Origin of the sequence: Pseudomonas sp. TWR2-1-1 (assembly GCF_049897045.1) — a bacterium.
Taxonomy (GTDB): Bacteria; Pseudomonadota; Gammaproteobacteria; order Pseudomonadales; family Pseudomonadaceae; genus Aquipseudomonas; species Aquipseudomonas versuta.
Map to the genome: position 1 here is coordinate 47,796 of NZ_JAFCVM010000008.1, position 13,055 is coordinate 60,850.

12 protein-coding genes are annotated in these 13,055 nt (G+C 57.8%); 9 read left to right on the plus strand and 3 right to left on the minus strand.

Features of this window, described 5'->3' with window-relative positions:
- Nucleotides 1–19 precede the first annotated feature (19 nt).
- Nucleotides 20–2,785: a DNA polymerase I gene (gene polA, locus ACP7BO_RS19265; protein WP_426212147.1), complete on the minus strand. Its 2,766-nt coding sequence runs from the start codon at nt 2,783–2,785 to the stop codon at nt 20–22.
- A gap of 74 nt (nt 2,786–2,859) precedes the next feature.
- Between polA and ACP7BO_RS19270 the strand changes: the two genes are divergently transcribed.
- Nucleotides 2,860–3,150 carry a DUF2782 domain-containing protein gene (locus tag ACP7BO_RS19270; RefSeq protein ID WP_003437683.1) on the plus strand — a complete coding sequence of 97 codons (291 nt, stop codon included), beginning with the start codon at nt 2,860–2,862 and terminating at the stop codon, nt 3,148–3,150.
- 58 nt (nt 3,151–3,208) lie between these two features.
- Nucleotides 3,209–4,159, plus strand: coding sequence for a homoserine kinase (locus ACP7BO_RS19275; protein ID WP_060696463.1), 951 nt, complete (start codon nt 3,209–3,211; stop codon nt 4,157–4,159).
- Nucleotides 4,160–4,245: 86 nt separating this feature from the next.
- On the opposite strand, the gene ACP7BO_RS19280 is transcribed toward ACP7BO_RS19275, so the two are convergent.
- Entirely contained in the window at nt 4,246–5,166 is a 921-nt protein-coding gene (locus ACP7BO_RS19280) for a zinc ABC transporter substrate-binding protein (protein WP_426212150.1), read from the minus strand.
- A gap of 66 nt (nt 5,167–5,232) precedes the next feature.
- On the opposite strand from ACP7BO_RS19280, the gene ACP7BO_RS19285 reads away from it, so the two are divergent.
- Genes ACP7BO_RS19285 through ACP7BO_RS19300 form a run of 4 tightly spaced genes read left to right on the plus strand, consistent with a single transcriptional unit; the run spans nt 5,233 to nt 8,038 of the window.
- Entirely contained in the window at nt 5,233–5,715 is a 483-nt protein-coding gene (locus ACP7BO_RS19285; RefSeq protein WP_060696461.1) for a Fur family transcriptional regulator, read from the plus strand.
- Nucleotides 5,715–6,503: a zinc ABC transporter ATP-binding protein ZnuC gene (gene znuC, locus ACP7BO_RS19290; RefSeq protein WP_426212153.1), complete on the plus strand. Its 789-nt coding sequence runs from the start codon at nt 5,715–5,717 to the stop codon at nt 6,501–6,503. Before ACP7BO_RS19285 ends, znuC begins: the two co-directional genes overlap by 1 nt.
- Nucleotides 6,496–7,284 (plus strand): zinc ABC transporter permease subunit ZnuB, encoded by a 789-nt coding sequence (gene znuB / locus ACP7BO_RS19295; protein WP_003437694.1) that lies wholly within the window; start codon nt 6,496–6,498, stop codon nt 7,282–7,284. Before znuC ends, znuB begins: the two co-directional genes overlap by 8 nt.
- 37 nt (nt 7,285–7,321) lie before the next feature.
- Nucleotides 7,322–8,038 carry a PA5502 family lipoprotein gene (locus tag ACP7BO_RS19300; protein WP_397455393.1) on the plus strand — a complete coding sequence of 239 codons (717 nt, stop codon included), beginning with the start codon at nt 7,322–7,324 and terminating at the stop codon, nt 8,036–8,038.
- Nucleotides 8,039–8,128: 90 nt separating this feature from the next.
- Here ACP7BO_RS19300 and katE read toward each other — a convergent pair whose 3' ends face one another.
- Nucleotides 8,129–10,321 (minus strand): catalase HPII, encoded by a 2,193-nt coding sequence (katE, locus tag ACP7BO_RS19305; protein ID WP_426212355.1) that lies wholly within the window; start codon nt 10,319–10,321, stop codon nt 8,129–8,131.
- Nucleotides 10,322–10,511: 190 nt separating this feature from the next.
- Between katE and ACP7BO_RS19310 the strand changes: the two genes are divergently transcribed.
- From ACP7BO_RS19310 to ACP7BO_RS19320, 3 genes are all read left to right on the plus strand, one after another.
- Nucleotides 10,512–11,519: a methionine ABC transporter ATP-binding protein gene (locus tag ACP7BO_RS19310; RefSeq protein ID WP_060696457.1), complete on the plus strand. Its 1,008-nt coding sequence runs from the start codon at nt 10,512–10,514 to the stop codon at nt 11,517–11,519.
- Nucleotides 11,519–12,193, plus strand: a complete 675-nt coding sequence (locus tag ACP7BO_RS19315; RefSeq protein ID WP_060696456.1) for a methionine ABC transporter permease — start codon at nt 11,519–11,521, stop codon at nt 12,191–12,193. Before ACP7BO_RS19310 ends, ACP7BO_RS19315 begins: the two co-directional genes overlap by 1 nt.
- 82 nt (nt 12,194–12,275) lie before the next feature.
- On the plus strand, nt 12,276–13,046 hold the full coding sequence (locus ACP7BO_RS19320; protein ID WP_426212158.1) for a MetQ/NlpA family ABC transporter substrate-binding protein: 771 nt from the start codon (nt 12,276–12,278) through the stop codon (nt 13,044–13,046).
- Nucleotides 13,047–13,055: the final 9 nt, after the last annotated feature.

Here is a 13,055-nt window from a genome sequence, read left to right on the forward strand (position 1 = left end):
ATACCGCCATCTTCAGCCCTTAGTGCGCCTCATCCCAGTTGTTGCCCACACCCACTTCCACCACCAGCGGCACATCGAGCTTCGCGGCTTCGCTCATGTGGCTACGGACCTGTTCGCGCACTTCTTCCACCAGGTCTTCACGCACCTCAAGTACCAATTCATCGTGTACCTGCAAAATGACGCGCGCATCCAGACCAGAAGCCGTCAGCCAGTTATCCACAGCCACCATGGCTTTCTTGATGATATCCGCAGCAGTGCCCTGCATCGGGGCGTTAATCGCCGTCCGCTCTGCGCCTTTGCGCAGCGCCGGGTTTTTCGCATTGATGTCCGGCAAATACAGGCGACGGCCAAAAATGGTCTCGACATAGCCTTGCTCGGCGGCCTGGGTACGGGTGCGTTCCATGTAATCCAGAACACCCGGGTAGCGCGCGAAATAGCGGTCGATGTAAGCCTGGGACTGTTTGCGATCAACACCAATCTGCTTGGCCAGACCGAAAGCACTCATGCCATAGATCAGACCGAAGTTGATCGCTTTGGCGCTACGACGCTGATCGGTAGTGACATCGTTCAGTTCGACACCGAATACCTCGGCTGCAGTAGCACTGTGAACGTCCAGGTCGTTGCGGAAGGCGTGCAGCAAGCCTTCGTCCTTGGCCAGATGGGCCATGATCCGCAGCTCGATTTGCGAGTAGTCCGCCGCCAGCAGTTTGTAGCTTTTTGGCGCCACAAACGCTTGACGAATCCGACGGCCTTCGGCGGTACGGATCGGAATGTTCTGCAGGTTTGGATCACTGGACGACAAGCGTCCGGTCGCCGTGACTGCCTGGTGGTAAGACGTATGAATCCGACCGGTACGAGGATTGATCTGCTCAGGCAGGCGATCAGTGTAGGTGCTTTTCAGCTTGCTCATTGAGCGGTACTGCATCAGTACCTTGGGCAAAGGGAAGTCCTGCTCGGCCAATTCAGCCAGAACCGCTTCAGCCGTCGAAGGCTGACCCTTGGCGGTTTTGCTGATAATCGGCAACCCGAGCTTTTCGTACAGGATCACGCCTAATTGCTTAGGGGACCCAAGGTTGAATTCTTCGCCTGCGATGGCGAAAGCCTCACGCTCAAGCGCGACCAGCTTGTCGCCCAGTTCAACGCTCTGAATACCCAGCAGGTTGGCGTCCACCAGCGCACCCTGACGCTCAATGCGCGCCAGTACAGGTACCAGCGGCATCTCAATGTCGGTCAAAACGCTGTTCAGGCTCGGGATCGCCGCCAGCTTCTCGTGCAGCACATGGTGCAACCGCAGGGTCACGTCAGCATCTTCAGCCGCATACGGCCCGGCCTGCTCCAGCGAGATCTGGTCAAAGGTCAGCTGCTTGACACCCTTGCCGGCAATGTCCTGGAAGCTGGTAGTGCCATGGCCCAGATATTTGAGGGCAAGGCTGTCCATATCGTGGCGCGTCGCCGTGGAGTCGAGCACATAGGATTCGAGCATGGTGTCAAAGGCGACGCCCTGCACCATGATCCCGCATGCCTGATCACCGCCGATGGCGCAGTTGGCCAGGATGTTCATGTCGAACTTGGCGTGCTGGCCCACCTTGGCTTTGGCGGGGTCTTCGAGCAACGGCTTGAGGGCTCGCAGTACTGTGTCGCGATCCAGTTGCTCAGGCACGCCCATGTAGGAGTGGGTCAGCGGGATGTAGGCCGCTTCGCCCGGCTTGACTGCAAACGACAGCCCCACCAATTGCGCCTGCTGCGCGTCCAGGCCCGTGGTTTCAGTATCGAAAGCTATCAGCCTGGCGTCGTTAAGCTTTTTCAGCCATACGTCGAAGCGCGCCTGATCAAGGATGGTTTCGTACTGCTGTTCTTCGGCAGGCGGCGCAGGCTCTTCATGAACAATTACCTGGCCGGCACGCTTGGCTTCACGCTCAACCTCGGCAATCCAGCTTTTGAATTCCAGCTCGGTGTACAGCTCAATCAGCTTTTCGCAGTCTGGCTGTTTGAGATGCAAGTCTTCGAGGCCGATATCCAGTGGAACATCAATTTTGATCGTGGCGAGCCGGTACGACAAAAATGCCATTTCCCGGTGCTCTTCAAGCTTGGCCGGCAGATTTTTAGCCCCGCGGATCGGTAAGGTCGGCACGATATCGAGCTTTTCGTACAAATCGACCAGACCGCCGCCGACACCGACCAGCAAGCCGGACGCGGTCTTCGGACCAATCCCCGGGACGCCCGGAATGTTATCGGACGAATCGCCCATCAGAGCCAGGTAATCAATGATCTGCTCGGGCGAGACGCCAAATTTTTCTTTCACGCCCTCGATGTCCATCACGCTGCCAGTCATGGTATTGACCAGAGTGATGTGACCGTCGACCAATTGCGCCATGTCCTTGTCGCCCGTCGAAATAACTACCGGACGGTCTGCGGCAGCGCTGCTGCGGGCCAGGGTGCCGATTACATCGTCGGCCTCAACACCTTCCACACACAGCAAAGGGAAGCCAAGCGCGATAACGCTGGCGTGCAAGGGCTCGATCTGGACCCGCATGTCGTCGGGCATGCTTGGACGGTTAGCCTTGTATTCGGCGAACATCTCATCGCGAAATGTCCCGCCCTTGGCATCGAAAACCACCGCAAACGGACTGTCCGGGTACTGTTTTCGCAGGCTTTTAAGCATGTTCAATACGCCCTTCACGGCACCTGTCGGCAACCCCTTGGACGTAGTCAGCGGCGGCAGCGCATGAAAGGCGCGGTACAGATATGAAGAACCGTCCACCAGGACGAGGGGAGCTTGGCTCATGAGCAGGATCAACCTTTTCGGCGAGTCCGGCGCTAGAATGTCCGGACCAATGACGACAAAGGGACAAGGTTATCATGCGCACACTAAATCGCCTGTTGCTGACCGGCTTGTTTGCATTCACTCCGCTGTTAACCTTCGCAGCCGATGAAGCAGTCACAGCTGACCCAGACGTAACCATTCGCACGGAAGGCGATAAAACAATCCAGGAATACCGTCAAAACGGTTTTCTGTATGCCATCAAGGTCACCCCAAAAGGAGCACCGCCGTACTTTTTAGTGCGCGCTGATGGTACTGATGCCAATTTCATCCGTTCCGACCAGCCGGATATGCTGATTCCATCGTGGAAAATCTTCGAATGGAAATAGCGTCTTAACTTTAATCGGCGCCGACTCCATGCGGCGCCCGTACTGGCAGTTTTAAACCATGTCTGTATTCACGCCCCTGACTCGCACCGAGTTGGAAACTTTTCTTGCGCCTTACGGGCTTGGCCGCCTGCTCGATTTCCAGGGGATTGCCGCTGGCAGCGAAAACACCAATTACTTCATCAGCCTGGAGCAGGGCGAATATGTCCTGACCCTGGTTGAACGTGGTCCGATCAAAGAGATGCCGTTCTTTATCGAGCTGCTGGACGTGCTGCACACTGCTGATCTGCCGGTGCCTTTCGCATTGCGCACCGTCGACGGCCAGGCCCTGCGTGAACTCAAGGGCAAGCCGGCGCTGCTGCAACCGCGCCTGGCGGGCAAGCACATTCGTGAAGCCAATGCCCAGCATTGTGCACAAGTCGGCGAATTGCTCGGCCATTTGCATGTGGCCACACGTGACAACGTGCTGGAGCGCAAGACAGACCGTGGCCTGGACTGGATGCTGGCAGAAGGACCGGCATTGATGGCCGACCTGTCACCCGAATCGGCACAATTGCTGCAAAAGGCACTGGATGAAATCAGCGCGCATAAAGAGCAGATCCTCGCATTGCCGCGGGCCAACCTGCACGGCGACCTGTTTCGTGACAACGCAATGTTTGAAGGCACGCATCTGACCGGCCTGATCGACTTTTACAACGCATGCTCTGGCCCAATGCTGTACGACGTTGCGATTGCCCTGAATGACTGGTGCGCTGACGAAGACGGAAAGATTGACGAGCCACGGGCCCGTGCATTGCTTGGCGCTTATGCCGCTCTGCGCCCGTTTACTGCGAGCGAAGCTCAGCTGTGGCCGACGATGTTGCGCGTGGCGTGCGTGCGTTTCTGGCTGTCACGCCTGATCGCAGCCCACACTTTTGCCGGACAGGACGTACTGATTCACGATCCGGGCGAGTTCGAACGCCGTTTGGCATTGCGCCAGGCAGTGACAATACATCTGCCTTTCGCGCTGTAAGGTAGGAGCGAGCTTGCTCGCGAGCTGTGTGTGTAATTGAATAGCTCGCGAGCAAGCTCGCTCCTACAGGTTCTTTGTCTGGGGCGTTACAAACCTTCCAGGCAACCCGCCAGGTCATTGCCCAATTTTTCCAGCAGTTGCTCGTACCCCTGCGCCGTCGCCGGGGTATAGCCACCCAACGCATCCAGTTCAGCCAGCTTGACCGGTAAACCGGCCGTCAGCGTGTCAGCCAGACGCGGGCGCAAAGGCGGGTCACTGAACACGCACGTCTTGCCTACTTCCTGCAGACGCTTGCGCATGGTTGCGACGTGCTGGGCACCCGGTTGTACTTCCGAAGCCACGCTGAAAACGCCTGCATGCTTGAGGCCGTAAGCGCTTTCGAAATAATCGTAGCCTTCGTGGAACACAAAGAACGGCTTGTCGGAAATCCCGGCCAAGCGTGCTTTGAGACGCACATCCAGAGCGTCCAGACGCTGATTGAAAGCCGTGAGGTTAGCTTGGTATCTGGCCGCGTTGGCAGGGTCTTTCTGACTCAGGTCAGCCGCCATTTTAGCCGCGATCACACGGGCGTTCGCCGGGTCCAGCCACAGGTGCGCATCCAGCGTACCAGGACGGTGATCGTGGTCGTGTTCGGCGGCATCTTCTTCATGGGACTGGCTATCTTCGGCGAAATGACGAAGTTTTAGCGCTGGCAGGGTTTGAATGGCAACCGATGGCAAGGTACGGGTTTTGATCACCCGCGGCATGAAACCTTCCATGTCAGGGCCAATCCAGTACAGAAGATCAGCCGACTGCACGCGCCGTACGTCGGAAGGGCGCAGTGCATAGTTATGGGGCGAAGCATTAGGCGGCAAAAGCACCTCGGGATGACCTACGCCGTCCTGCACAGCAGCCGCAATCAGCTGCAAGGGCTTGATGCTGGTCAACACGTTGACCTCGGCGCGAGCCGGGCCAATCACGGCAAAACTGGCACTTAGAGCAAGAAAAATAGAAAAAAGACGGGGCACGATGAGCACTCATGGTGGTTGAAACAGGTAACATAATAACGTCTCTCTCAAAAATCGTCGCCGCCCATGCCTATTACACCGCTAGCCAGTCGTCCCCATGACCACTCCCACTGTGTCCACAGCGCGCTTAGCGAAGCGGACATCTTGTGTGCGCAAAAGGGTTTGCGCCTGACTGCCCTGCGCCGCCGGGTGCTTGAGCTGGTATGGCAAAGCCACAAGCCGCTGGGCGCTTATGACATTCTGGCAGTGCTCAGCGAGCAAGACGGTCGCCGCGCAGCACCACCGACCGTATATCGGGCGCTGGACTTCCTGCTCGATAACGGTCTGGTGCATCGCATTTCCTCACTCAATGCCTTTATTGGTTGCAGCCACCCCGAGCACGCGCATCAGGGCCAGTTTCTGATCTGCCGCAACTGCCATGCCGCCATCGAGCTTGAGCAAAAGAGCATCAGCAACGCAATCATCAATAGCGCGCTGGATGTCGGCTTTACTGTGGAAGGCCAGACCGTCGAAGTGGTCGGTTTGTGTTCGGGTTGCCGGGAGGCCTGATGAGCGCTGCACTGATACGTTTGGACCAGGTCACTGTGACCTTCGCCGGGCAAGACGTGCTCGACAATATCGAGCTGAGTGTCGAGCCGGGCCAGATCGTTACCCTCATAGGCCCCAACGGCGCCGGTAAAACCACGCTGGTCAAAGCCGTGCTCGGACTGCTAAAGCCCACCCATGGCAGCGTATGGCGCAAACCCAGGCTGCGGGTCGGCTACATGCCGCAAAAACTGCACGTCGATCCGACACTGCCGCTCTCGGTATTGCGCTTTTTGCGCCTGGTGCCGGGCGTGGACAGACCCCAGGCTCTCGCCGCGCTGAAAGAAGTGGGCGCCGAGAAAGTCATCGACAGCCCCGTGCAAAGTGTTTCCGGCGGTGAAATGCAGCGCGTACTACTGGCCCGCGCTCTGCTGCGCAAGCCTGAGTTGCTGGTTCTTGACGAGCCGGTGCAGGGCGTAGACGTAGCCGGCCAGGCCGAGCTGTACAGCTTGATTACCCGCCTGCGCGACCGCCACGGCTGCGGCGTGCTGATGGTGTCCCACGATTTGCACCTGGTCATGAGCACCACCGATCAGGTGGTCTGCCTCAATCGCCACGTCTGTTGCTCGGGTCACCCGGAACAAGTCAGCAATGACCCGGCGTTCGTTGAACTGTTCGGCAAAAACGCACAGAGCCTGGCGATTTATCACCACCATCATGACCACGCCCATGACTTGCATGGTTCGGTGGTCAGCGAAGACGCCACCGCGGCGCCCGCACACATTCATGGAGAAGGCTGCAAGCATGGCTGATTTTCTGTTTTACGCCCTGCTGGCAGGTCTGGCTTTGGCAATAGTCGCGGGGCCCCTGGGTTCGTTTGTCGTGTGGCGACGAATGGCCTATTTCGGTGACACGCTGTCCCATGCCGCCTTGCTCGGGGTGGCGATGGGGTTTCTGCTCGATGTCAGCCCGACCATCGCCGTGACGGTTGGCTGCCTGTTACTGGCAGTCTTGTTGGTCACCTTGCAACAGCGCCAGCCATTGGCTTCCGACACATTGCTCGGAATACTTGCACCCAGTACCTTGTCCCTCGGGCTGGTCGTACTAAGCTTCATGCATGAAGTGCGAATCGACCTGATGGCTTATTTGTTTGGTGATCTGCTGGCAATCAGCCCGAACGATTTGATGTGGATCATGGGCGGTAGCGCTGTAGTTTTGGCATTGTTGGTGGCACTGTGGCGGCCGCTGCTGGCGATTACCGTACATGAAGAGTTGGCAACCGTTGAAGGCTTGCCGGTAGCAGCGCTGCGCATGACGCTGATGCTGTTGATCGCGATTGTTATTGCCGTAGCAATGAAGATTGTCGGCGTGTTGTTGATCACGTCCTTGCTGATCATCCCGGCAGCAGCAGCCCAACGCCATGCCCGCTCTCCCGAGCAGATGGCCCTGGGTGCCAGCTTGCTGGGAATGCTGGCAGTGTGTGGTGGCCTGGCACTTTCATGGTTCAAAGACACGCCGGCGGGACCATCAATTGTGGTGTGTGCCGCGGCACTGTTTCTGCTGAGTTTTGTTCTGCCCCGTCGAGGGGTGTAGACTTGCTCGTTTTTTGCGCACTTAGAGAGCCGCAGGAATGAAGCTGTTTAACTCCCGTTACTTGCTCCTGGCCGCATTTTCCTTGCTGCTGGGCGCCTGCCAAAGCACACCTTCCGGCGACACGCCTGTCCCGGATGCGCGCGCTGCGGCCATCGCACAGCTGGAGCAAAACCTGGCCAGCAGTGAACTCGCTACCGCTGAAGATCAACTGGCCGCCTTGCAGGCGCAAACGCCGGATGACCCGCAGTTGGTGCAGTACCAGCGCCAGCTGGCTGAAGCCTACTTGCAACGCAGCCAGATCGTTCTGCAAAAAGGTGATGTCAACGCTGCTGCCACAGCACTGAGCCGCGCCCGATCCTTGATGCCTACAGCTCCGGCGCTGACCGGTGGCGTCAACAGCGCCATTGCCCATGCGCGCAAAGCTGAGCTGGACAAGGCCGAGGCCGCGCTAAAGGCTGCCGAAGCCAGACCTGCGGCCAAGGTTATCGACCCCGCAGCAGAGAGCACGACCGTTACGCTTAACATCGACGATATTGCCAAACTTCGCCATCAACTGGACTTGATTGCGCAAGACATCGTCAATTACCAGTGCGCTGTCAGCCTGCAGGTTCCGCGCACGGCGGACTTTCCATGGCTGTCCACACTGATCAGCAAACGGGTGAAAAAACTCGACCCTGCGTTCGATCTGAAACTGGAACGCCAGATCATTCGCCATGTGCCTGCGCAAATGGTGCTGATCCCCAGCAAACCGTAAATTCAAGTAAACCTGCGGCAAGCCGCTTGTTCGCGACAGGGTCATCGGCGACCCCATCGCGTACAAGCTCGCTGCTGCAGAGCCCTGCAATTACGCCGGAATGGCCTTGGCCTTCGGCTCCCGTGCCCAGACCCGATGCTGGGCAATCGCGGCAAAGAACGCCTTCACATCCTTGGCATCCTTGATCGCCAGCAATCCTTCATCTACCTGTAAATGCAGCACATCCAGCAGTTGGCTGGCGTCACCCTGCAAGGCAATCGCCTTCAGGTGTTTATAAGCTTCGAGCAGGTAATGCAACGCCACGCCGTCACCACTCAAAGTCTTGATCGACGCTGCACCGCCCGGTACGAACACCGCATCAAAGGCAATCGACGGCATGCCCTCCATGGAGGCATCCACTGGCAACAACTTGCCGTCTGCCGTTTTCACCGGCGCGGACGTAGGCCCCAGCAATTTGGCATGTGCGCCTTGGGCCGTGAGGGCCTGTTTGAGGCTTTCAATCGCTGCACCATCGACACCATTGGCCGCCAGAATTGCCACTTTACGGGTTTTGATATTGCCCGCCAGCAGGTTGGCCTGGCTCAAGGCCGGGGACTGGCTGACACTGGTTTTTCGCTCCGCGACCGTGCCGGCCTTCGGTGCTGGCAGGCCCAGGTTTTCAGCCACTCGCTTGGCCAGCTGAAGGTCGATATTGGCCAGGATTTCATTCACCTGGCGCACCCGGATGTGTTCGCGCTCCACCTTGCCCAGCTCAAAACTGTAGGCGCCGATAATGTGTTCTTGCTCGTGCTTGCTCATGCTGCGGAAAAACAGCCGGGCCTGGGAGAAGTGGTCACTGAACGACTCGCTGCGCTGACGAATCTTGTTGGCATCAATACGCTCGGGGTACGACTCAAACCCCCCGTCATGGGCCGCAGGCGGGGTTTCTTTGGGCCAGCCACCGTCGATGGAATTCGGCTCGTAAGACGCCCGGCCTTTGTTGATGGTGCTGCGGTGCTGCGCGTCGCGCTGATTATTGTGAAACGGCGCAACGGGGCGGTTGATCGGGATTTCGTGAAAGTTCGGCCCGCCCAGACGGCTGATTTGCGTATCGGTGTAGGAAAACAGCCGACCTTGCAGCAACGGGTCATTGGAGAAGTCGATACCCGGCACGATATGGCCCGGGCAAAAAGCTACTTGCTCGGTTTCCGCGAAGAAGTTATCCGGGTTGCGGTTAAGCACCATCTTGCCCAGAGGCGTAATCGGCACCAGTTCTTCGGGGATCAGCTTGGTTGGATCAAGGATATCGAAGTCGAATTTATGCTCGTCTTCCTCCGAAATGATCTGCACGCCGAATTCCCACTCAGGGTAATCGCCGGTTTCAATCGACTCCCACAGATCACGGCGATGGTAGTCAGTGTCTTTGCCCGCCAGCTTTTGCGCTTCGTCCCACACCAGCGAGCAAGTACCCACAGTCGGACGCCAGTGGAATTTGACGAAGCTGGATTTGCCTTCAGCGTTGATCAGACGGAACGTATGCACGCCGAAACCCTGCATGCTGCGCAGGCTCTTAGGAATGGCGCGGTCAGACATTGCCCAAATCACCATGTGAGCAGATTCAGGCACCAGCGAGACGAAGTCCCAAAACGTGTCGTGGGCTGAGCCACCTGTGGGAATTTCGTTGTGTGGCTCAGGCTTTACCGCATGCACGAAGTCAGGAAACTTGATCGCGTCCTGGATAAAAAACACAGGCATGTTGTTACCGACCAGATCGAAATTGCCCTCATCGGTAAAAAACTTCACGGCAAAGCCGCGGACATCGCGCACGGTATCCCCGGAGCCACGCGGGCCCTGAACGGTCGAGAAACGCACAAAAACCGGGGTTTTTTTACCCGGGTCCTGCAGAAAACCCGCCTTGCTCAGGTCGCTGTGAGATTTATAAGCCTGGAAGTAACCGTGGGCACCGGTACCGCGAGCGTGAACGATGCGCTCTGGAATTCGCTCGTGGTCAAAATGCGTGATCTTCTCGCGCATGATGAAGTCTTCGAGCAACGAGGGGCCTCTGGCGCCGGCTTTCAGGGTGTTTTGATTGTCCGCAATCTTCACCCCCTGATTGGTGCGCAACGCCTGATCCGTCGCGTCATCACGAAAAGTTTCGAGGCTATCGAGTTTGACGTTGCTGTTGCCACGATCCAAGGTGTCGGTGCCGGCCATCTGGCTCTTGTTGGAAGACGGTTTTTTGCTACTCATCAGACTAAACTCCTTGTTGGCGAAAGCCCGATGGGCCGGGCTTCCTGGACTAATCTCCCGAGGCGGGTCCTAGTACTGACTTTTAGCGTTTACCGTCGTTCCTTATTTCAGACCATCAGTCGTCTTATTGCCAAATCAAAGGTTCCAACGCAAATAAATGCTAAGAACCTCTATACGGACAGGCTAAAATGCCCGCCCGGCTAACCGCTGATCTTCTATTTTCGCGCCCCACAAGGTTCGCTACGTGATTGAGTTCCATAACGTTCATAAAACCTACCGGGTCTCCGGTAAGGACATCCCCGCGTTGCACTCCACCAGTTTGCGTGTTGAGAGCGGCCAGGTTTTCGGCCTGATTGGCCACTCCGGCGCGGGCAAAAGTACATTGCTGCGCCTGATCAACCGCCTCGAAACCCCGAGTGGCGGCCAGATCATTGTCGACAACGAGGACGTGACGGCCATGGACGCCAACGGCCTGCGACGCTTTCGCCAGCAAGTCGGCATGATCTTCCAGCACTTCAACCTGCTGGCGTCCAAAACTGTCGCCGACAACGTCGCGATGCCGCTGACGCTGGCCGGTGAACTGTCGCGCAAAGACATCGACCTGCGTGTCGCTGAGTTGCTGGAGCGGGTAGGCCTGTCCGACCACGCCAGAAAATACCCGGCACAGCTGTCAGGCGGCCAGAAACAGCGCGTAGGCATTGCCCGCGCATTGGCCACCAAACCCAAAGTGCTGCTGTGCGACGAAGCCACCAGTGCCCTGGACCCGCAAACTACGGCGTCGGTCTTGCAGTTGCTGGCTGAAATCAACCGCGAACTGAAACTGACCATCGTGCTGATCACACACGAGATGGATGTCATCCGTCGCGTGTGCGACCACGTAGCAGTGATGGACGCAGGCGTGATCGTCGAGCAAGGTCCGGTTGCGCAAGTGTTCCTGCACCCCAAGCACCCGACCACCAAGCGTTTTGTCCAGGAAGACGAGCAGATCGACGAAAGCGAACAGCGCGACGATTTTGCCCATGTTCCTGGCCGCATCGTACGTCTGACCTTCCAGGGCGAAGCCACCTACGCACCTTTGCTGGGCACTATCGCCCGCGAGACGGGGGTGGACTACAGCATCCTGGCCGGTCGCATCGACCGCATCAAAGACACCCCCTACGGGCAGTTGACCCTGGCCATCACCGGAGGCGACATGGACGCAGCTTTCGCACGTTTCACTGCGGCTGACGTTCATATGGAGGTGCTGCGCTAATGGAATCCCTACTGAGTTTCTTTGCCAACATCGACTGGTTCGAAATCTGGCTGGCAACCGGCGACACCATGATGATGCTCGGCGGTTCGCTGCTGTTCACCATCCTCCTGGGCCTGCCGCTGGGCGTATTGCTGTTCCTGTGCAGCCCGCGCCAACTGTTCGAGCAAAAGGCGGTGTACGCCCTGTTGTCGCTGGTGGTGAATATTTTACGTTCGCTGCCATTTATCATTTTGCTGATTGTGATGATCCCGTTCACCGTTCTGATTACCGGAACATCGCTGGGCGTAGCAGGCGCCATTCCGCCTTTGGTGGTCGGCGCCACGCCGTTCTTCGCCCGTCTGGTCGAGACCGCACTGCGTGAAGTGGACCGCGGCATCATCGAAGCCACTCAGGCAATGGGTGCCAGCACGCGTCAGATCATTACCAGTGCCTTGTTGCCTGAAGCGCGCCCCGGCATTTTTGCTGCGATAACCGTCACCTCCATTACGCTGGTGTCCTACACCGCGATGGCGGGCGTGGTCGGCGCGGGCGGCCTGGGCGATCTGGCGATTCGTTTCGGCTACCAGCGCTTCCAGACTGACGTGATGATTGTCACGGTGGTGCTGTTGCTGATCCTGGTGCAGATTCTGCAAACCGTTGGTGATCGGCTAGTGGTGCACTTTTCGCGCAAGTAAGCGCGACCTCTCGTTAATAAACGTAACCGCCAGCCCAGGGCTGGCAGGCACCTGAAGTCAGGTGTTCACAAGGAGTTGCTGAATGAAGAAGTTATTTGCTGCCGTGGCCGCTGTGGCCGCATTTTCGGCCCACGCCGGTGATCTGTCGGTCGCGGCCACTCCGGTGCCTCACGCCGAGATTCTGGAATTCGTGAAACCGGCATTGGCCAAAGAGGGCGTGAACCTCAAGGTCAAGGTGTTCACTGACTACATCCAGCCAAACGTGCAAGTGGCCGAAAAACGCCTGGATGCCAACTTCTTCCAGCACCAGCCGTACCTGGACGAGTTCAACAAGGCCAAGGGCACCCATCTGGTCAGCGTTGCGGCCGTACACCTTGAGCCGCTGGGTGCTTACTCCAGCAAGTACAAAAAGCTGGCTGAGCTGCCAGAGGGCGCAACGGTTGTGATCCCTAACGACGCCACCAACGGCGGCCGTGCGCTGTTGCTGCTGGACAAGGCGGGCCTGATCAAGCTCAAGGACTCGAGCAACATCCTGTCGACGCCTAAAGACATCGTCGAGAACACTAAACAGCTGAAATTCCGCGAACTGGAAGCCGCGACCATTCCCCGCGTGCTGACCCAGGTTGATCTGGCGCTGATCAACACCAACTACGCGCTGGAAGCCAAACTGAACCCGGAAAAAGATGCACTGGTGATCGAAGGCAGCGACTCGCCTTACGTGAACATCCTGGTAGCTCGCCCGGACGACAAGGATTCGGCTGACATGCAGAAGCTGGTTGCTGCCCTGCACAGCCCTGAAGTGAAAGCGTTCATCAACGAGAAGTACAAAGGCGCCATCATTCCGGCGTTCTGATCCGCTGAT